Source organism: Luteimonas campi (assembly GCF_051162505.1).
In the GTDB taxonomy this organism is placed as follows: domain Bacteria; phylum Pseudomonadota; class Gammaproteobacteria; order Xanthomonadales; family Xanthomonadaceae; genus Luteimonas.
On sequence record NZ_JBNWEM010000002.1, the window covers coordinates 422330 to 441094 of the forward strand.

General features: G+C 71.5%; 18 protein-coding genes. 6 read left to right on the top strand and 12 right to left on the bottom strand.

Annotated features, from left to right (window positions below; translation table 11 throughout):
* Window positions 1-59: 59 nt before the first annotated feature.
* Complete coding sequence (locus ACQYVW_RS06910; protein WP_434946468.1) at window positions 60-1001, top strand: DegV family protein; 942 nt, start codon at window positions 60-62, stop codon at window positions 999-1001.
* Between the two features lie 64 nt (window positions 1002-1065).
* Entirely contained in the window at window positions 1066-1404 is a 339-nt protein-coding gene (locus ACQYVW_RS06915) for a hypothetical protein (RefSeq protein WP_434934808.1), read from the top strand.
* Window positions 1405-1415: 11 nt separating this feature from the next.
* Here ACQYVW_RS06915 and ACQYVW_RS06920 read toward each other — a convergent pair whose 3' ends face one another.
* Window positions 1416-2309 (bottom strand): DUF6597 domain-containing transcriptional factor, encoded by an 894-nt coding sequence (locus tag ACQYVW_RS06920; protein WP_434934810.1) that lies wholly within the window; start codon window positions 2307-2309, stop codon window positions 1416-1418.
* A gap of 25 nt (window positions 2310-2334) precedes the next feature.
* Window positions 2335-3771, bottom strand: a complete 1437-nt coding sequence (locus ACQYVW_RS06925) for a ThuA domain-containing protein (RefSeq protein WP_434934811.1) — start codon at window positions 3769-3771, stop codon at window positions 2335-2337.
* A gap of 155 nt (window positions 3772-3926) precedes the next feature.
* Here ACQYVW_RS06925 and ACQYVW_RS06930 point away from each other — a divergent pair, with 155 nt between their 5' ends.
* Entirely contained in the window at window positions 3927-4619 is a 693-nt protein-coding gene (locus ACQYVW_RS06930; RefSeq protein ID WP_434946469.1) for a Dph6-related ATP pyrophosphatase, read from the top strand.
* On the opposite strand, the gene ACQYVW_RS06935 is transcribed toward ACQYVW_RS06930, so the two are convergent.
* The gene (locus tag ACQYVW_RS06935; RefSeq protein WP_434946470.1) at window positions 4616-4831 is read right to left on the bottom strand and encodes a hypothetical protein; all 216 of its coding nucleotides are present in this window, start codon (window positions 4829-4831) and stop codon (window positions 4616-4618) included. The genes ACQYVW_RS06930 and ACQYVW_RS06935 overlap by 4 nt on opposite strands.
* A 62-nt stretch (window positions 4832-4893) precedes the next feature.
* Here ACQYVW_RS06935 and ACQYVW_RS06940 point away from each other — a divergent pair, with 62 nt between their 5' ends.
* Window positions 4894-5028 (top strand): hypothetical protein, encoded by a 135-nt coding sequence (locus ACQYVW_RS06940; protein ID WP_434946471.1) that lies wholly within the window; start codon window positions 4894-4896, stop codon window positions 5026-5028.
* A 245-nt stretch (window positions 5029-5273) separates the two neighbouring features.
* Here the strand turns inward: ACQYVW_RS06940 and ACQYVW_RS06945 are convergent, their stop codons facing one another.
* From ACQYVW_RS06945 to ACQYVW_RS06965, 5 genes are all read right to left on the bottom strand, one after another.
* A complete protein-coding gene (locus tag ACQYVW_RS06945) occupies window positions 5274-7085 on the bottom strand; it encodes a methyl-accepting chemotaxis protein (RefSeq protein WP_434946472.1) in 1812 nt (603 codons plus the stop codon).
* 81 nt (window positions 7086-7166) lie between these two features.
* Window positions 7167-7997, bottom strand: a complete 831-nt coding sequence (gene fghA / locus ACQYVW_RS06950; protein WP_434946473.1) for an S-formylglutathione hydrolase — start codon at window positions 7995-7997, stop codon at window positions 7167-7169.
* A 41-nt stretch (window positions 7998-8038) separates the two neighbouring features.
* Window positions 8039-8728, bottom strand: a complete 690-nt coding sequence (locus tag ACQYVW_RS06955; protein ID WP_434946474.1) for an NAD(P)H-binding protein — start codon at window positions 8726-8728, stop codon at window positions 8039-8041.
* 11 nt (window positions 8729-8739) lie between these two features.
* The gene (locus ACQYVW_RS06960; RefSeq protein ID WP_434946475.1) at window positions 8740-9849 is read right to left on the bottom strand and encodes an S-(hydroxymethyl)glutathione dehydrogenase/class III alcohol dehydrogenase; all 1110 of its coding nucleotides are present in this window, start codon (window positions 9847-9849) and stop codon (window positions 8740-8742) included.
* 51 nt (window positions 9850-9900) lie between these two features.
* Entirely contained in the window at window positions 9901-10176 is a 276-nt protein-coding gene (locus ACQYVW_RS06965; protein WP_434935643.1) for a metal/formaldehyde-sensitive transcriptional repressor, read from the bottom strand.
* 80 nt (window positions 10177-10256) lie between these two features.
* Here ACQYVW_RS06965 and ACQYVW_RS06970 point away from each other — a divergent pair, with 80 nt between their 5' ends.
* Window positions 10257-11156, top strand: coding sequence for an alpha/beta hydrolase (locus ACQYVW_RS06970; protein ID WP_434935641.1), 900 nt, complete (start codon window positions 10257-10259; stop codon window positions 11154-11156).
* A 37-nt stretch (window positions 11157-11193) separates the two neighbouring features.
* Here the strand turns inward: ACQYVW_RS06970 and ACQYVW_RS06975 are convergent, their stop codons facing one another.
* The 4 genes from ACQYVW_RS06975 to ACQYVW_RS06990 form a co-directional block, all read right to left on the bottom strand.
* Complete coding sequence (locus ACQYVW_RS06975) at window positions 11194-11469, bottom strand: DUF4326 domain-containing protein (protein WP_434935640.1); 276 nt, start codon at window positions 11467-11469, stop codon at window positions 11194-11196.
* Between the two features lie 4 nt (window positions 11470-11473).
* Complete coding sequence (locus ACQYVW_RS06980) at window positions 11474-12106, bottom strand: glutathione S-transferase family protein (protein ID WP_434946476.1); 633 nt, start codon at window positions 12104-12106, stop codon at window positions 11474-11476.
* Between the two features lie 136 nt (window positions 12107-12242).
* Window positions 12243-14960: a phosphoenolpyruvate carboxylase gene (ppc, locus tag ACQYVW_RS06985; RefSeq protein WP_434946477.1), complete on the bottom strand. Its 2718-nt coding sequence runs from the start codon at window positions 14958-14960 to the stop codon at window positions 12243-12245.
* Between the two features lie 348 nt (window positions 14961-15308).
* On the bottom strand, window positions 15309-16673 hold the full coding sequence (locus tag ACQYVW_RS06990) for a glutamate--cysteine ligase (RefSeq protein WP_434946478.1): 1365 nt from the start codon (window positions 16671-16673) through the stop codon (window positions 15309-15311).
* 218 nt (window positions 16674-16891) lie between these two features.
* On the opposite strand from ACQYVW_RS06990, the gene ACQYVW_RS06995 reads away from it, so the two are divergent.
* Window positions 16892-18727, top strand: a complete 1836-nt coding sequence (locus ACQYVW_RS06995; protein WP_434946479.1) for a glycoside hydrolase family 13 protein — start codon at window positions 16892-16894, stop codon at window positions 18725-18727.
* Window positions 18728-18765: the final 38 nt, after the last annotated feature.

The window sequence follows — 18765 nt, forward strand, 5'->3', positions numbered from 1 at the left end:
GCGGGCTTGAGTCACAATGCGGCCATCGCGTGGCGGGGCCGGTCCCCACGGGAGGCGCAATGCGCATCGGAATCGTTGTCGACTCGACCTGCGACCTTCCGGTCGACTACCTCAGGACCCACGACGTGGAGATCCTGCCGATCTCGGTGCGGATCGGGGACGAAGTGCAGGTCGACTACCGCGACGAGGCCGACACCCTCGCCTTCCTCCACGCGCACATCGCCGAGCGCGGCATCAGCGCCGAGACGATCCCCTTCAGCGTCGAACAGATCCGCGACCTGTTCCTGCAGCGGCTGGTGGTCGATTACGACCATGTGTTCTGCATCACCGTCACCAGCACGCGCAGCCAGATCTTCGAGAACGCGCGCCAGGCCAGCTACGCCATCCTCAACGAGTACAAGCCGGTGCGCGCGGCGGCGGGCCACAACACGCCGTTCGCGCTGCGCGTGATCGATACCCAGAACCTGTTCTCCGCGCAGGGCATCCTGCCGGTCGAGGCGGTGCGGCTGCGCGCCGCCGGGGAAGGCCCCGGCCGCATCCGCGGGCGCCTGGAACACCTGGCGTTGCATACCTACGGCTACCTGGTGCCGCGCGACCTGTACTACATCCGCAACCGCGCGCGTCACAAGGGCGACCGCAGCGTGAGCCTGTTCAGCGCCGCGCTGGGCACCGCGCTCGACATCAAGCCGGTGCTGCGCGGCTGGCGCGGCGACACCGGGCCGGTGGCCAAGATCAAGGGCTTCGATCCGGCGGTGCGCGCGCTGTTCGAATTCGCCGCGCGCCGCGTCGAGGCCGGCCTGCTCACGCCCACGCTGTGCCTGTGCTATGGCGGCGAACTCGAGGAGATGCGCGCGATGCCGGGCTACGAGGCCTTGCGCAGCGCCTGCGCCGATCGCGGCATCGAGATGTTCGAAACGGTGATGAGCCCGACCGGCATGGTCAACGTGGGCAAGGGCGCGGTCTGCGTGGGCTTCGCGGCGGATCCGCACCAGTTCGCCTGACCGCCACGCGGCCTCGACGCCGCGCGCTGCTAGTCTGGCCGCATCCGCCAGGAGTGATGCGTCCATGCCCGTCCGCTACATGATCCGACTGCCCGACCCCGAGCGCGTCCGCGCCTCGGGCGAATTCGCCTTCCGCTCGCAGGGCGCCGAAGGGCTGGCCGCCGAGCTGCAGGAGGCGCTGCGTGGTGATGGCCTGTTCCAGCGCTGGCGCGCGGCCCAGGACGATCCCGATTCGGTCGATCCCGCGCTTGGCGTCGTGGACGCCTCCGCGCAGGTGGAAGGACGCCAGCACGACCTGCACATCGACCTGGTCGCCGAGACCGCGCTCCCCGGCCCGGTGTTCAAGCACCGCATGCGCCTGCTGGCCGGCAGCGCCTGGGAACTGCGCGACGTGCGCGCCTGATCCAGCGCGGCTCAGGGGATCCGTGCGGCCCCGCCGGCCGCGTAGTTGCACAGGTAGGCGCGGCTGGCGCCATCGAGGAAGTAGCGGTTGAGCGGCGCGCCGGCGCGCTTCCACGCGCCCGGCGACATCCCCGCGTAGTGGCGGAACTCGCGGTTGAAGTGGGCCTGGTCGTAGTAGCCGCAGGCCAGCGCGAGTTCGGCATGGGGCCGACCGGCCTGGAGACCCGGGAGGCAGGATTGGAACCGCACCATGCCGCGCAGCTGGCGCGGGCTGAGGCCGGTCAGTTCGCGGAACGCGCCCTGCAGTCGGCGTCGACCGATGCCGAGCTGCGCACAGGCCGCATCCAGGCCGCTGCCGTCGGGGCGGCTGAACAGCGAGCGCACCACGGCTTCGACCGCGCGGTAGGCGGTGCTGTCCGCACGCCGCTCGCACAGTCGCCGCCCCAGCCAGGCCTCCATCGCGAGTACGAAATCGACGAAGCGCCGGCTGCCGGCGATGCGGTCATGGAGCTCCTGGAACGCGGCGCCGAACAGCAGGTGCAGGTCGATCGACTGGTCGCACAGGCCGTCGACCGGTTCACGGGTGAACACCGCGAAGCCCTGGGGATGGAACTTCACCCCAAAGTACAGCTGCTCCCCGTCCGCGCGCACGTCGTAGGGGCGCGTCATCTGGCCCACCAGCTCCGCGGCCGGATTGCGTGAGTAGCTGTGCCCGTCGTCGCTGCGCAGCACCGCGGCGCCGAGGTTGAAGATGATTTCCTGGCAGCCGTCCGGAAAGGTGCGGTCGCGCAGCTGCAGCGGCTGCGGCGAGCGTAGCGCCCAGTAACAGTTCACGTAGCGCTGCAGGCGCGGCCCGGGCGGCCGCTCCAGGTACTGCAGGCAGGTGGCGGGGTCAGGTGGCAGCACGGGGGCATCGCCGCGGCCGGGGTCTTCAGCGATTGTAGACCTCGATCTCGTGCAGCGAATAACCCCAGCGCGGCAGCGCGCGGCGCTGGCCGAACACGCGCAGGTAGCGGGCCTGCACCGGCTCGAACCGGATCTCGTCGCGGCCGCCGTCGCCGTCGGTCTGGGCGTGGACCGTTCGCCAACCGCGGTCGGGATGGTCGGACACCTGCAGCTCGAAGGCCGCCGCATACGCGCCGTCCCAGTGCAGCACCACGCGCGAGACCTCGGCCTGCCGGCCGAGATCGAGCATCGCCCAGGCCGGATCCACCGAGGCGCTTGCCCAGCGCGTCGCCAGGTCGCCGTCGACCAGATGCGCAGGCGCCATGACATCCCGCCGCGCTTCCACCGAGGACACGCTGGCGCGCACGCCGTGGTAGCGCGCGAGATTGCCGCTGCGCTCGCGATCCACCTCGAGCGTCAACGGCATGCGGGTGGCCAGGCCCTGGGGGCCCCGCACCTGCAGCTGCAGCCGGGCGCTGCCCGATCCTTCTCCAAGCCGCAGGTCCATCGTGCCGCGCCCGTCCAGCGCGGCCGTCACCAGCGCCGGATTGTCGTTGCCGACGACCGCGAACGCCAGCGGCCCACCACCGCGCACCTGGGCATGCGCCGCAAGGTCCAGGAAGCCGCCGATCTGGGCTCGGGAACCGTCCAGGCGCACCGCGGGCAAGGGCCGCAGCAGCGGATAACCCACCAGCCAGCGCACGCCTTCGCGCAGCAGCGCGCGGTAGCCGGGGTTGTCCTTGGCGCGGCGGTCGTGGCCGAGGGTCAGCCCCATCACCCGGCCTTCGCCCCAGCGCCGCTCCCACATCACCGGATGGTTCTGCGCACGCGCGATGACCTGCAGCGCGGGATCGTGCGGCTGGAAGTAGTAGAGCTCGTCGGTGGTGCTGAAGTCCGCCACCGCGGTGGACACCGGGTGCACGGCGTCGGGACGGAAGGCATAGCCGTAGTACCAGAACTCGGTGTTCGCGGTCAGCACATCGAACGTTTCCGGTTCGGTCGACGGGCCGCCGATGAAGATGCCGCCGGTCATCTCCTCGTAGAAGCCGGCGTTGAGGAAGCTGAGCAGGCCCGCGTGCAGGGTCATCAGCGCCCGGCCGCCGGTGACGAAGCGGCGCAGCGCATCCAGCTGCGCCTGGTCGGGGGTGAGGAACAGGGAGTTGGAAATCACCAGCGCATAGGGCGCGAGCCGCGCGTCGTCGAGCATGGCCAGGTCGTCGCTGACGTCGACCTGCACGCTGCCGGACAGGATCTCGGCCACCACCTCGTTCTGGAACTCGTGCACCCAGGGCGGGTACTGCTGGCCGTGTTCGATCGTCGGCCCGCTGCCCGTCAGTACCAGCACGCGCGGCAGCACGGCGGCGTGCGCCTGCATCGCGGATCCCAGGACCAGCAGCAGGGCCAGGACAGGCTTGATCGGCATCGTCGGTTCGCGGATAAGGGGGAGATGGACCGGCACCCTGGCACGCCACCGCCGCGGCGGGATTGTAGGAATGCGCAATACCGCGACCGGCCGGCACTGCCGCAGGCGCGGGCGCGACGTCGTGCACTCGCGTCCCCGCGCGTAGGACAGCCCTGATGACGGCCATTCGCCCGCTGCTGCTGGCCTGGAGCGGCGGCAAGGACGCGGCCTGGAGCCTGCACGTGCTGCGCCAGGGCGCGGACGTGTCGGTGGTCGGACTGCTGAGCACGGTCTCGACCGACGATGGCCGCGCCACGCTGCAGGGCGTGCGCGGCAAGGTGCTGCGCGCGCAGGCGCGGGCCGCCGGGCTGCCGCTGCTGGAGGTGGCGATGCCCGAGGGCAGCGACAACGCCACCTACACCGCGGTCCTGGCGCAGGCGCTGGAGCGCGCGGCCGCGCGCTGGCCGGGCCTGGACACCGTGGCCTATGGCGACCTGTTCCTGGCCGACATCCGTGCCTGGCGGGAGGCGCAGCTGGGCGCACTGGGCTGGCGGATCGAGACCCCCTTGTTCGGCGCCGATACCCGCGCGCTCGCACGCGGGATGGTGAAGGGTGGACTGCATGCGTCGCTGTGCTGCGTGGATACCGCGCAGCTCGATGCGGACTACGCCGGCCGCGCCTTCGACGCGGCGCTGCTGCAGGCGTTGCCGCCGGGCGTGGATGCCTGCGGCGAGAACGGGGAATTCCACACCTGCGTATCGGCCGGGCCGATGTTCGATGCGCCGCTGGCGCTGGTGGCCGGCGACGCGTGGACCCGCGACGGCCGCTTCCGGCTGGTCGACTACGCGCTGGCGCCGGGCGCTGCCTAGAAGCCGGTCGCGGCGCTGGCGTCGCAGTGCCGGCGCAGGTAATCGAGGGCCGTGTGCACGCGCGCGGCGATCTCCTCACCTTCCAGGTACAGCACCGCGTCGGGCTGCTCGCCCGCGAAGCGCAGCAGCACCCGGGTCCGGGACTGGCGCAGCGCACGGAGGCTGCCGAAGTCGAAGCCGTCCGGGCTGCCGACCATCTCGTCGTTCACCATCGGCCAGTGCGCTGATCGCGGCCCCGCCCGTCGCCGGATCGCGCACCAGATCGGTGGTACGGATGTCGGCGAGCCGCAGCGACCGGCACTCGGCCAGCGAAGCGGCGTCGAAGATCGACGGCAGCGGCTCGAAGTGCGCGCGCAGTCCCTCGCGCCCGGCGCGTTCGAGGATTTCGGACATCATCGTCGAGGCGTAGCGGTTGCCCGGCAGCATCTGGCGCAGGAACTCCTGCGCGCCGGCGACGCTGCGCGCTTCGCCCGTGGCGTGGTCCCGTGCATGCGCAGCGCCTGCGCAGGGCATGGCGATGGCCAGGAGCAGGGCGCATGCGCGCCCGGCGGTGATGCTTCGCGACATCGGCTTTTCCCCTGTGGCGCGCCCCGCCGCGAGCGCCCGGTGCTGGCCGCGCCGACGACGCCGGTGCGCGCCGCCGCGTGTGCCGTTCTATTCCAGCGTATAGCCCACGCGGAACCCGCCCCAGTGGCGGCCCTCGACGAACACCGGCACCGACAGGTCGAACATGATCTGGCCGGTGTCGCGGCGATACACCTGCAGGCGGTAGGGATCGGTATGCGCGCCGACGCTGCGCCCGACGCGATCGCCGAAGATGCGCTTGGTGCGGTTGCCGACCAGGTCGCGCGTGCGGTCCCCGGTAAGCGGCTGGCAGAAGCGGTTGTTGTGGGTCGGCACGTAGCCGTCGGGGTTGGCGCAGATCGCGAACACGATCCACGGATGCGCGGCGGCGACCGGTTCCTGCAGCGGCGGCAGCAGCTCGTCGCAGAGCGCGTCGAAGGCGGTTTCGTACTTGGCCGGCTCCACCCCCGCGAGGGCGGTGTAGTCGCGCGAGAACAGGGCCTCGTCGTCGATCCAGCGCTGCGCCAGGGCCTGCTCGAACGTGGCGCCGATCGCGGCCGCGGTGTCGCGCGCCAGCTCCAGCACGCGCGCGTGGCGCGGCTCGCGCAGCGGATCGGGCGGCAGCCGGAACAGGCCGACGCAGTCGTGCAGGGTGCCGGCGCCGGCGCCGAGCGCCTCGCTGCGTTCGGCGACCTTGGCCGCATGTTCGAGGTTGCTGCGTCCCAGCGCCACCACCTGCCCCACCGCCCGGTCGATGTCGGCGATCGCCTCACCCTGCTGGGCGATGCCGCCGGCCACGGTCTCGATCGCGGCGCTGGCGCGCCCCAGCAGGCCGCCGATGCCGCCCAGCACCTGCTCGGTGCGCGCCGCGGTCTCGGCACCTTCGCCCAGGGCCTCGCTGTTCTCGCCGATGATCCGGCGCACGTCGCGCGCGGCTTCGGCAGCGCGCTCGGCCAGGCGCCGGATCTCGGTCGCCACCACCGCGAAGCCGCGTCCCGCCGGGCCGGCGTGGGCGGCCTCGATGCTGGCGTTGATGGACAGGATATTGGTCTGGAACGCGACCGAGTCGATCACCTCGATCACGTCGTTGGCGCGCGCCGAACTCTGCTGCACCGCCGCCATGGCCTCGGCCAGGGCGCGGGCGGCCGCAGCGCCCTCGCGCGCGCTGTCGTCGGCGCTGGCGGCCACCGAGGTCACCGTGCGCAGGTCCTCGCGCAGGCCGTCGAGCCCGGCGAGCAGTTGCCGGGTGGAGGCGACCACGGTGTCCAGGGCGTCCACCTGGGCTTGCGACTGGCGCACCAGTTCGTCGTTCTCGGCCACCACCTGGGGCACCTCGCCCGCCACCTGCAGCGACAGGGCCACGGCCTGGCGGATCGCCTCGGCCAGGTTGCCGAAGCCGGCCGCCAGGCGGCGCGCGCCGGAGGTCCCTGCGTCGGACGGGTCCAGCACCAGTTCCAGGTCGCAGGCGGACAGGCGCTCGCCGACCACGGCCAGCAGGCGGGCAGCACGCTCGCCCTCTTCGTCCTGTGCCGTTGTCGGCGGGGCTGCCATCGGCACCGGCACGGGCGCCGCGCGCTCGCGCCACAGCGCCGCGGAGGCCGCATCGGGCAGCGACAGCAGCCAGCCGCCGCCGTCGCGATCGAGCTGGTAGCACACGCGCCGCGCCGGATCGGCGCCCGGCGCCACCCAGACACCTTCGTCGCCGCACAGGTCCTCCGCCGCCAGGCCCCAGACGCAGTCGCTCGAGAGCGTGGACGGCTCGACACCGGCCAGGTCGAGCAGGTCGACGGCGGCGCGGTTGAGCGCCTGGACCCGTCCGTCCTGTCCGAGCCGGATCAGGGCGACCGGCGCATCCGGCAGCGTCGGCAGGCAGGCAAGGTTGTGGTGTTCTGATCCCGGCATAACCCCTCCCCAGAGGTGCACGTCATCGGTAACGGCCGGCGGCGGGCGCGCTTGAGGCGCCGGGAGGGGGTGCCGGGCCGGTCAGGCCTTCAGCGCCCGGGCGTGGTGGGCGATGTGCTCGCCGATGAAGCTGGCGATGAAGTAGTAGCTGTGGTCGTAGCCGGGCTGGATGCGCAAGGTCAACGGATGTCCGGCGGCCTCGGCGGCCGCCTGCAGCAGTTGGGGGCGCAGCTGGCCGTCGAGGAATTCGTCGCCGCCACCCTGGTCGACCAGCAGCGGCAGGCGCTCGGTCGCCGAGGCCAGCAGTTCGACCGCGTCGTACTGCTTCCAGGCCTCGCGATCGTCGCCGAGGTAGGCGCTGAAGGCCTTCTCGCCCCAGGGCACCCGGCTCGGCGCGACGATCGGCGCGAACGCCGACACGCTGCGGTAGCGGCCCGGATTCTTCAGCGCGATGGTCAGTGCGCCATGGCCGCCCATCGAGTGGCCGCTGATCGCGCGACGGTCGCTGGCGGCGGGATCGGCTTCCACCCAGGCCGGCAGTTCCTCGACGATGTAGTCGTACATGCGGTAATGCTTCGCCCACGGCTCGCGCGTGGCGTTGAGGTAGAAGCCCGCGCCCTTGCCCAGGTCGTAGCCCTCGGCATCGGCCACGTCCTCGCCGCGCGGGCTGGTGTCGGGCGCGACCAGGATGATGCCGTGCTCGGCGGCATAGCGCTGCGCGCCGGCCTTGGTGATGAAGTTCTGCTCGGTGCAGGTGAGGCCCGAGAGCCAGTACAGCACCGGGCAGGGGCCGGCTTCGGCCTGCGGCGGGAAGTACACGCCGACGGTCATGTCGCAGCCGAGCACTTCGGAGCGGTGGCGGTAGACGTCCTGCCAGCCGCCGAAGCAGGCGCGGTGTTCGATACGTTCCATGGGGTCCTCCGGATTTTTCTGGATGAGTGGGGATGCCGCACCTAAGCCGCGGCGGCACCTTGCATGCGGGCCGACTCGAGCACCACGCGGCCGGCCGCCTGCGGCAGCGCGTCCGCGAGCGCGGCGGCGACATCCTTGGCCGCGATGCCGCGCAGGCGCGCCGGCAGCAGCGGCCGCAGCCAGCGGTCGGCGATGGCGGCCAGGTGCTCGCCGCGACGGTGCGGCTGTCCAAGCGTGGCGCGGTCGCCCAGCAGCAGCGACGGCCGCGCGATCACCAGTGCGTCCAACGGCAGGGCCGACAGCGCGTCCTCCAGCTCGCCCTTGCTGCGGCTGTAGAACACGCGCGAACGTGCGTCCGCGCCCATCGCGCTGATCACGCCGACGCGGCGGGTGCCTGCCGCGAGCGCGGCGCGCGCCACTGCGAGGTTGGCGTCGACGTCGACCGCGCGGAACGCCTCGCGACTGCCCGCGACGGCGATGGTGGTGCCGAGCGCGAGATAGGTCTCATCGGCAGGCGGAAGCGCTGGAAGGCGCGCGAAGTCGACCACGTGCACGCGCAGCGTCGGCGCCGCCTCGTCGAGCGGCCGGCGCACCAGCGCATGCACGCAGGCGACGCCGGGATCGGCGCACAGGCGCGCCAGCAGCGCGCGCCCGACCAGGCCGCTGGCACCGGCCACCAGCGCGACGCGGCCACGGCCGGCCGCGTGCGGGTGTTCGCCGGTGGCGTGCATGCGTGCCTGCCTCAGTAGCGGATGACGGCGCGGATCGACTTGCCCTCGTGCATCAGGTCGAAGGCCTCGTTGATGCGTTCCAGCGGCAGGGTGTGGGTCACGAACGGCGCCAGCTGGATCTCGCCCTTCATCGCGTCCTCGACCATGCCCGGCAGCTGGCTGCGGCCCTTCACACCGCCGAAGGCGGTGCCCATCCACTTGCGGCCGGTGACCAGCTGGAACGGACGGGTGCTGATCTCCTTGCCCGCGCCGGCCACGCCGATGATCACGCTCTGGCCCCAGCCGCGGTGCGCGCATTCCAGCGCCGCGCGCATCACCTCGACATTGCCGATGCACTCGAAGCTGTGGTCCACGCCCCAGCCGGTCATCTCCACGATCACCTGCTGGATCGGGCGGTCGTGGTCCTTCGGGTTCACGCATTCGGTCGCGCCCATCTGCGTGGCCAGCGCGAACTTGTCCGGATTGGTGTCGATGGCGATGATGCGCCCGGCCTTGGCCTGCTTGGCACCCTGGATCACGGCCAGGCCGATCGCGCCGAGGCCGAACACCGCCACCGAATCGCCCGCCTGCACCTTGGCGGTGTTGTGCACCGCGCCGATGCCGGTCGTCACGCCGCAGCCCAGCAGGCAGGTGTGCTCGGGGTTGGCGTCGGGGTTGACCTTGGCCAGCGAGACCTCGGCCACCACGGTGTGCTCGGCGAAGGTCGAGCAGCCCATGTAGTGGTAGACCGGCTGGCCGTTGTAGGAGAAGCGCGTGGTGCCATCGGGCATCACGCCCTTGCCCTGGGTGGCGCGCACGGCCACGCACAGGTTGGTCTTGCCGCTCTTGCAGAACAGGCACTCGCCGCATTCGGCGGTGTACAGCGGGATCACGTGGTCGCCCGGCTTCACGCTGGTCACGCCCTCGCCCACTTCCACCACGATGCCCGCGCCCTCGTGGCCCAGCACGGCCGGGAACACGCCCTCGGGATCCTCGCCCGACAGGGTGAAGGCATCGGTATGGCACAGCGCGGTGTGGGTGATCTTCACCAGCACTTCGCCCTTCTTCGGCCCTTCGAGGTCGAGTTCGACGATCTGCAGCGGCTTGCCCGCTTCGAAGGCGACGGCGGCACGGGTTTTCATGGGGGGCTCCTGCAGGATGGATGGAATGCGGGTGGCGCGCGGTGCGCCGGTCTATTTCAGGTACGAGCGGATCAGCCCGGTCATCTCGGCGACGCGTTCGGCACGCTCGGCATCGTCATGCGCCGCATGCCCGAACTGCTCGCGCAGGTGCGACTCGAGCACCTCGCTCATCAGCCCGTTGACCGCGCCGCGGATCGCTGCGATCTGCTGCAGCACCGGACCGCAGTCCGCGCCGGCCTCCAGCGCGCGCTCCAGGCCCTCGCACTGGCCGCGGATGCGGCGGATGCGGGCGAGGACCTTTTTCTTTTCCTCGGGCGAATGGGGCATGCCGCGAGCCTCGGCAGATAGTGGGGGGTAGTATAGCAGACGCGCTGCCGGCGCCGCCCCGGACGCTAGACTCGCGCCCCATGAACCGCCATCGCCTGCTCCGCCTCGCCTGCCTCCTGCTGTCGGCCTGCCTCGGCTGCGCCCAGGCCCGGGCTCAGGCGCCGACGCCTGCTGACGCCGAGCGCGCGGCCGCCACGCCCCTCGACCATCTCGCCGCGCTGCGCGGCGGCTACTTCCCGCTGGTGGACGAGGCCAGCGGGCGCACCCATCACGTCTACGTGCGCCTGCCCGAGGGCTACGAGGCCGAGCCTGGACGCCGCTGGCCGGTGGTGTACCTGCTCGACGGCGACAGCCTGTTTCCGCTGCTCGCGCCTACCCACCTGTTCCTGACCTACGACGAAGGCCTGCCCGAGGCGATCGTGGTCGGCATCGCCTACGGCGGCTTCGATCCGGCCATCAACCGGCGCAATCATGATTTCACCGCGGCCGGCGCCGACACCGGACCCGACCAGGGCGGGGCCGAGGCCTTCCACGGCTTCCTCCGTGGGCAGCTGCTGCCGGAGGTGGAAGGCCGCTACCGGGCCGATCCCTCGCGGCGCGTGCTGCTGGGGCAGTCGCGCGGCGGCTATTTCGTGCTGTGGTCGGCGTTGCACGATCCCGACCTGTTCTGGGGCCGGATCGCCAGCAATCCGGCCGCGGCGCCGGCGCGCGATCAGCTGTATCGCAGCCCGGCGCCGCATCGTCGTGGCGACCTGGGCGTGGTCGTGGCCAGCGGCGCACGCGACACCGCCGCCCGCGTGGCGCATGCGAAGGAATGGGCGGCGACCTGGTCCGCGCGCGCGGACGCGCCCTGGCAGATCGAGTTGAGCGTGCTGGCCGATGGCACCCACGCCGCGAGCATCGGCGAGGTGTACCGGCGCGCGATGTTGTGGCTGTTCGACGAAGGCCGCAGCGGCCCCGCGACTCCGCCGCGGCCCTGACCTCGCCCCTGCGGCGCCGCGACAGCGCCGCCATGGCTCAACGGTTGGCCAGCTCCAGCAGCACGTCGGCATGACAGGGCGTGTCCGGCGCGCACCAGCAGGCCAGATCGCGGCCGCGCAAGGCGTCCCGCGCCGCCGCGATGCGGGCGGGATCGGCCAGCATCCAGGCGCGGAAGCGGGCGACGCAGTTGGCGGCATCGCCGTCCTGACCGATCCGGAACGGATTGCCCCAGCGCGTCGGGCGCGCCACGCTCGTGGCGTTGTCCGGCAGCCGCCATCCGCGGCGCCGGCTGAGCTGGATCCGCGTCGGCACTGCCTCAGCCCGCGCTTTGCAGCAACGCGTCGTCGGCGGCCTTCGCGCGGCGGTAGGCCTCACGCGCGCGCAGGCGCTCGACCCAGGCGGTGAACCCGGGACGCTCGGGGATCGACTTGAACGCCAGGCCGAAGTCCAGCTGCGCACCGACATAGACGTCGGCCGCGCTGAAGCGCTCGCCCAGCAGCCACGGCGAGGCCGAGGCGGCCGCCTGCTCGAGCACGTCCATGGTCTGGTCGAAGCTGCCGTAACCGACGAAGCCCGCCTTGTCCGGCGGCGGCAGGCTGCCGAGGGCACGTGCGGTCACCGCCGCTTCCACCGGCCCGGCTGCGAAGAACATCCAGCGCAGATAGGGGCCACGCAGCGGGTCGTCCAGCGCCGGCGCAAGGCCTGCCTGCGGAAAGACGTCGGCGAGGTAGGTGCAGATCGCGGCGGTCTCGGTCACCACGATCCCGCGATGCTGCAGCGCCGGCACCTTGCCCATGGGATTGACGGCCAGGTAGTCGGGCGACTTCATGCCCGCGCCGTAATCCTGCACCACGGCGCGGTATTCGACGCCGAGTTCCTCGAGCATCCAGCGCACGATCCGGCCGCGCGACATCGGGTTGGTGTGGAAAACCAGTTCGTTCTCGTCCATCGCACTGTCCCGGCAGGAAAGACGCAGACGATACGCTGCCAGCCAGCGCGGCGCGCGGCCGGCGCGGGGTCATCGCGCCCGCCCGCAACGGCGCCCCACCCTCTGGACCCCTTGGTCCGGGTCCGCCCGGCACGCCTCAGCCGGTGTTCTGGATCCCGGCCGAGATGCCGTTGACCGTGGACACCAGCGCGCGCAGCAGGTCGTCGTCCTGGCGCCCGCCCTCCCGCCAGCGCTGCAGCAGCTCGACCTGCAGCAGGCTCAGCGGATCGACATAGGGATTGCGTAGCCGGATCGACAGGCGCAGCCGGTAGTCGTCGGCCAGGATCGCATCGCGCTGCTTGAGCATCAGGATCGCATCGCAGGTGCGCAGGAACTCCTCGGCGATGCCCGGGTGGAACTCCTCGTGCAGCGGCCCGGCCAGCCTGGAATAGCGCTCGAAGATGGCCAGGTCGGACTTGGCCAGCAGCATCTCCACGTCGTCGAGCACGGCGGCGAAGAAGGGCCAGTCGCGCGCCATCTCGGTCATCGCATCCTGTCCGTAGCGCTGCACGCCCTGGCACAGGGCATGGCCGATGCCGTACCAGCCGGTCAGGCCGGAGCGGTTCTGCGACCAGGCGAACACCCAGGGAATCGCGCGCAGGTTGTCGATGCCGCCCTCGCGCCGGCGCGAGGGGCGCGAACCGATCTGCAGGCGTTCGATCACGTCCACCGGCGTGGCCGCGCGGAAGTAGTCCGGGAAGTCCGGATGCTCGTGCACCAGCGCCCGATAGTGCGCGCGCGAGCTCTCGGCCAGGTTGCGAGCGATCTCCTTCCAGCTGTCCTCGCGCGAATCGCGCGGGCGCGGGCGCAGGGTGGCGCGCAGCACCGCGCCGGTGGTCTGCTCGAGGTTGCGCAGCGCCAGCGCACGGATGCCGTACTTGCGATGGATCACCTCGCCCTGCTCGGTGACGCGCATCGAGCCATTCACCGAGCCGCGCGGCGCGGCGATGATCGCCCGCTCGGTCTTGCCGCCGCCACGGCTGACCGAACCGCCGCGGCCGTGGAAGAACATGATGCGAACGCCGTGGCGATTGGCCAGGTCGGTCAGCTCCACCTGGGTGCGCTGCAGCGCCCAGCGCGAGGCGAACAGGCCACCGTCCTTGGCGCTGTCCGAATAGCCCAGCATCACCGTCTGTTCGTTGCCGCGCGCGGCCAGGTGGTCGCGATAGACCGGATCCTCGAACAGCGAACGCATGACGGCCGGTGCCGCCTGCAGGTCGTCCACGGTTTCGAACAGCGGCGAGATGTCCAGCGGCACCGCGTCGTCCTCGACGCAGCCCGCCACGCGCGCCAGCGCCAGCACCGCCAGCGCATCGGCGGCGCTGCGGCTCATGCTGATGATGTACAGGCCGATGGCCTCCACGCCGTGGCTGCGGCGCAGCGCCAGGACCGTGCGGAACACTTCGAGGGTCGAGGCCAGCACCTCGTCGCCGTCGGCTGGCGCGGCTGGCGGATTGGCCAGCAGCGCCTGCAGTCGCGCGGTGCGGTCGGACGCTTCGCGCGACGCCCAGTTGGAGTCGCCGAGCAGGCCGGCCAGGGCCGCATCGTGCACCGCCGAATCCTGGCGCAGGTCGAGCGCGGCCAGGTGGAAGCCGAATGTACGCGCGCGCCACAGCACGCGCTGCAGGGCGAAGCGCCCGGCATGCTCGCCGCGGTGGCGCTGCAGGCTGGCGTCGATCAGCTCCAGGTCGGCGATGAACTCGCGTGCATCCGCGTAGCCGCCATCGCCGGACTCGGCGGTCAGTGCCAGCCGCACCTTCACCAGGTCGATCAGGCGCCGGTACGGCATGTCGGCCAGGCGCGGCCGCAGCTTGGCCGCAGCCTGCGGCAGCAGGGCGATGTATTCGTCGGCCCGCGCGCTCACGGCCGGGTCCACGTCCACGCGTCCCAGGGACTGCGTCAACAGGTTGCTCAGGCCGCGCAGGTCGGCGCGGTAGCGGTCGATCGCCTGGGCGCGCTGCGCGTCCAGCGCGGCGCGCACGGTGGAGGCGTTGACGTTGGGATTGCCGTCCATGTCGCCGCCCACCCAGGTGCCGAAGCGCAGCACCTGCGGCAGGGCGATGCGGCGGCCGTACACCGCTTCGATCGCGTCGGCGAAGGCCTCGTAGTACACCGGCACGATGCGATAGAGCATATGCGCCAGGTAGTAGCCGACATGTTCGACCTCGTCGGCCACGGTGGGCTTGTGCGCGGGCGTATCGCTGGTCTGCCAGCCGGCGGTCAGCGCCACGCGGATGCGCTCGATGTCCGCGCGCCGCTCCACTGGCGTGCGCGTGCGGTCGATGTCCTCGACCAGGCGCTCGACGATGTCGCGCTCCTTCTCCAGCAGCACGCGCCGCACCGCCTCGGTGGGATGGGCGGTGAACACTGGTTCGACCCACAGCCGCGGCAGCGTCGCCTCGAGTTCCTCGAAGGTCACCCCGTCCTCGCGCAGGTCGCGCAGTACGGCCTCGAAACCGCCGGGCTGCGGCAATTCACTGATGCGCTCGTAATCGCGTCGGCGGCGGATGCGGTGCACGCGCTCGGCCAGGTTGATCGCGCCGAAATAGGTCGAGAACGCCCGCACCACCGCCTCGGCATCGGCGAGGGGCACGCGGGCCAGTTCCTCGGCCAGCGCATCCACCGGCAGGCCCTGCTCGCGACGCGCGATCGCGGCGCGGCGGATGCCTTCGACCTCGTCGAGGAGGTTCGGCGAGCCCTGTTCGGCGAGCACTTCGCCCACGAGCGCGCCCAGCCGCCGCACGTCGTCGCGCAGCAGGGTGTCGGTCTCGGCGAAGTCGAGCGCTTCGCGCAGCGGGCCGTCTGGAATATTCATCGCCGGCACACTAGCGGAATCGCTGTCGCAGCGCAGCATACGGTTGCGGGGGCAACTGCCGCGGACGGACCGCGTGTTCCGTTCGGCAGAAGGCGTCGGGGACGCGACCCGCGCCTCACCCCGTCAGCGCCCCGCGCGCAGGCGGGCGGAATCGCTTGCCTGCCAGCCGGGCCGCCACCCGGGCGTTCACGGCAGCGGGCGCCGTCGGACCATGACGGGCGGGCGCGCCCAGGCTCTCTCCATCGGATATCCACTCGCGCCCGGGAACGCCGGTCCTCGATCGCTGCGGCGACACCTGTCCGCCATGACGCATGTGCCGACGCTCCGGACGGGCGCGCCGCCACTGCCTCAATAGGCGAACTCGCGGAACACCCGGTCGATGTCGCCCTGCCACTGGCCGTGGTACAGGGCCAGCTTGTGCTCGGCCGGGGTCTGTCCGGCTTCGACGATCTCCAGCAGGGGCGCCAGGAAGTCGCGCTCGTCCTCGCCGCGCGCATTGTGGCGCGCCCGGCGCGCGAGCCCAGCAACGGCAATGCGCAACGCCTCGCGCGTGAGATCGCGCAAGCTGCCACCGCGGAACGGCAGACCCAGGGCCTGGCGGGGCACGCCGTCGCGCAGCGCATGGCGTTCCTCGCGGCTGAAGTCGCGCACCAGGTCCCAGGCCGCGTCGAGCGCGGCATCGTCGTACAGCAGGCCCACCCAGAACGCCGGCAGCGCGCACAGCCGGTTCCAGGGGCCGCCGTCGGCGCCGCGCATTTCCAGGTACTTCTTCAGCCGCACTTCGGGGAAGGCGGTGGTCATGTGGTCGTTCCAGTCGCGCAGCGTCGGCAGCGCGCTGGGCAGCACGTCCAGGCGCCCGGCCATGAAGTCGCGGAACGACTTGCCGGAGGCATCGATGTATTCGCCGTCGCGGTAGGAGAAATACATCGGCACGTCGAGCAGGTAGTCGACATAGCGCTCGTAGCCGAAGCCGTCCTCGAACACGAAGTCGAGCATGCCGGTGCGGCCGGGATCGGTGTCGGTCCAGATGTGCGAGCGATAGCTCAGGAAGCCGTTGGGCCGGCCTTCGGTGAACGGCGAATCCGCGAACAGCGCGGTGGCGATCGGCTGCAGCGCCAGCGAGACGCGGAACTTCTTCACCATGTCCGCTTCGCTGGCGTAGTCGAGGTTGACCTGCACCGTGCAGGTGCGGGTCATCATGTCCAGGCCGAGCGAGCCGACCTTGGGCATGTACTCGCGCATGATCCGGTAGCGGCCCTTGGGCATCCACGGCATGTCCTCGCGGCGCCACTTGGGCTGGAAGCCCATGCCGAGGAAGCCCAGCTGCAGTTCGTCGGCCACCGCCTTGACCTCGCGCAGGTGGCTGCCCACCTCGCGGCAGGTCTGGTGGATGTCCTCGAGCGGCGCGCCGGACAGTTCGAGCTGGCCGGCCGGCTCCAGCGTCACCGAGGCGCCGTCCTTGAGCAGGGCGATCACGCGGCCGTGTTCCTCCACCGCCTCCCATCCGAAGCGGGTCAGTCCCTTGAGCAGGGCCTCGATGCCGCGCTCGCCGTCGAACGTGGGCGGGCGCAGGTCGTCGAGGCGGAAGCCGAACTTCTCGTGCTCGGTCCCGATGCGCCAGGCCGCACTCGGCTTCTCGCCCGAAACGAGGACCGCAGCCAGCTGGTCGCGGTGGGTAATCGGGGTATCGCCGGCGTGGCTGGGACTCGACATGCGCATCGCTCTGGGAAAGGACGCGAGGCCCGGCGGCCCGGGCATTCGCGGAGCGCATTATGGATCGCCACGGGCGGACCCGGCATTCCGGCGCTGGAACGCAGGCGCGCCACCGGCGAGGTGGATGCGGCGGCCTGCATACGAATTCATCGCCCCGCGCCTTGCCCCTGCGCGGAAGCCGCCGCTAGCCTCGGGCGCACTCGACACGGGGATCCGACATGAAACGACTGGGCCTGCTGTGCCTGCTGCTGACCTGCCTGCTGCCGCTGCACGCGGCCACGGTCCAGCGGGTGGAACCGGAGAACTGGTGGGTGGGCATGCAGCATCGCGAGGTCGAGCTGATGCTGTACGGCGAGGACATCGCCGGGCTGCAGGCGCGCATCGCGCATCCGGGCGTGCGCGTGACCGGCGTGCAGGCGCTGGAGAACCCCAACTACCTGTTCGTCGTGGTCGAGATCGACGACGACGCCACGCCGGGCGCCCTGGAGATCGAGCTGCTCGACGGAGACACCGTCGCCGCGCGCCATCCCTGGCGCATCGACGCGCGCGAGCCCGCGCCGCCGCGCGGCTTCGACGGCCGCGACGCGATCTACCTGATCACGCCCGACCGCTTCGCCAACGGCGACCCCGGCAACGACAGCGTGCCGGGCATGCGTGAGGGCGCCAACCGCGCCGATCCGAACGGCCGCCACGGCGGCGACCTGGCCGGCATGCGCGCCCGGCTTGGCTACATCGCCTCGCTGGGCTTCACCCGCATCTGGCCCACGCCGGTGCTGGAGAACGACCAGCCGGCCTACTCCTACCACGGCTACGCGATCACCGACCTGTACAAGGTCGATCCGCGCATGGGCAGCAACGAGGACTACCGCGCGTTCGCGCGCGAAGCCCGCGCGCACGGTATCGGCATCGTCATGGACGTGGTGCTCAACCACATCGGCTCGGAGCACTGGTGGATGCGCGACCTGCCCAGCCGCGACTGGATCACCAACGGCGGGCGCTTCGTGCCCACCAACCATCGCCGTACGACGATCCAGGACCCCTATGCCGCGCCCGGCGACCGCGCCGGCTTCACCGACGGCTGGTTCGTCGAGGTCATGCCCGACCTCAACCAGCGCCAGCCGCAGCTGGCGCGCTACCTGATCCAGAACACGCTGTGGTGGATCGAGTCCGCGGGGCTGGCTGGCATCCGCGAGGACACCTTCGGCTATGCCGACGCGGAGTTTCTGTCGGCCTGGGCCAAGGCGGTGATGGACGAGTACCCGGACTTCGACATGGTTGGCGAGGAGTGGAGTCCGAACCCGGCGATCGTCGCCCACTGGCAGCGCGGCAAGGCCAACGCCAGCGGCCACGTGCCGCACATGACCAGCATGATGGACTTCCCGCTGCACATCGCCCTGCGCGACGCGCTGCTGCGCCCCGCCACCTGGGAAAGCGGCTGGACGCCGCTGTACGAGGCGCTGGCCAACGACTTCCTCTATCCGGATCCGCAGGCGCTGGTGGTGTTCGCCGAGAACCACGACACCACGCGCCTGCTGGCCCACGTCGACGGCGACCTGGGCCTGTGGAAGCTGGGCATGGCCTACATCGCCACCATGCGCGGCATCCCGCAGTTCTACTACGGCTCCGAAGTGCTGCTGCGCGGCCCGTCCGAACGCCGCGACGGCGAGCTGCGCGCCGACATGCCCGGTGGCTGGGCGGGCGACGCGGCCAGCGCCTTCAGCGGAGAAGGCCTGGACGCCAGGCAGCGCGAGGCGCAGGACTTCGTGCGCCGGCTGTTCACCTGGCGCAAGGATGCCACCCCGGTACACGCCGGCAGCCTGGTCCACTACGCGCCGGTCGACGATGTCTATGTCTACGTGCGCGAGCACGTGGGGCGCCGGGTGCTGGTTGCGCTCAACCGCGGCCAGGACGAGGCGCGGCTGGACACGGCACGCTTTTCCCATGCGCTGGCCGGCGCGCGCTCTGGCACCGACGTGCTCGAGGGTCGCCGCATCCGCTTCGACACGACGCTGGTCGTGCCCGCCCGCGCGCCGCTGATCCTGGAACTCGACTGAGCCCGGGACGCGCATGCGGATGCGTGCGCCTCCCATTC

Coding starts and splice junctions, on each gene's coding strand:
- ACQYVW_RS06930 (WP_434946469.1), top strand. CDS start 3,927: ATGACGGCCATTCGCCCGCTGCTGCTGGCCTGGAGCGGCGGCAAGGAC.
- ACQYVW_RS06935 (WP_434946470.1), bottom strand. CDS start 4,831: ATGGTGAACGACGAGATGGTCGGCAGCCCGGACGGCTTCGACTTCGGC.
- ACQYVW_RS06990 (WP_434946478.1), bottom strand. CDS start 16,673: ATGTCGAGTCCCAGCCACGCCGGCGATACCCCGATTACCCACCGCGAC.
- ACQYVW_RS06955 (WP_434946474.1), bottom strand. CDS start 8,728: ATGCACGCCACCGGCGAACACCCGCACGCGGCCGGCCGTGGCCGCGTC.
- ACQYVW_RS06925 (WP_434934811.1), bottom strand. CDS start 3,771: ATGCCGATCAAGCCTGTCCTGGCCCTGCTGCTGGTCCTGGGATCCGCG.
- ACQYVW_RS06970 (WP_434935641.1), top strand. CDS start 10,257: ATGAACCGCCATCGCCTGCTCCGCCTCGCCTGCCTCCTGCTGTCGGCC.
- ACQYVW_RS06995 (WP_434946479.1), top strand. CDS start 16,892: ATGAAACGACTGGGCCTGCTGTGCCTGCTGCTGACCTGCCTGCTGCCG.
- fghA (WP_434946473.1), bottom strand. CDS start 7,997: ATGGAACGTATCGAACACCGCGCCTGCTTCGGCGGCTGGCAGGACGTC.
- ACQYVW_RS06915 (WP_434934808.1), top strand. CDS start 1,066: ATGCCCGTCCGCTACATGATCCGACTGCCCGACCCCGAGCGCGTCCGC.
- ACQYVW_RS06910 (WP_434946468.1), top strand. CDS start 60: ATGCGCATCGGAATCGTTGTCGACTCGACCTGCGACCTTCCGGTCGAC.
- ACQYVW_RS06980 (WP_434946476.1), bottom strand. CDS start 12,106: ATGGACGAGAACGAACTGGTTTTCCACACCAACCCGATGTCGCGCGGC.
- ACQYVW_RS06960 (WP_434946475.1), bottom strand. CDS start 9,849: ATGAAAACCCGTGCCGCCGTCGCCTTCGAAGCGGGCAAGCCGCTGCAG.
- ACQYVW_RS06965 (WP_434935643.1), bottom strand. CDS start 10,176: ATGCCCCATTCGCCCGAGGAAAAGAAAAAGGTCCTCGCCCGCATCCGC.
- ACQYVW_RS06945 (WP_434946472.1), bottom strand. CDS start 7,085: ATGCCGGGATCAGAACACCACAACCTTGCCTGCCTGCCGACGCTGCCG.
- ACQYVW_RS06940 (WP_434946471.1), top strand. CDS start 4,894: ATGTCGGCGAGCCGCAGCGACCGGCACTCGGCCAGCGAAGCGGCGTCG.
- ppc (WP_434946477.1), bottom strand. CDS start 14,960: ATGAATATTCCAGACGGCCCGCTGCGCGAAGCGCTCGACTTCGCCGAG.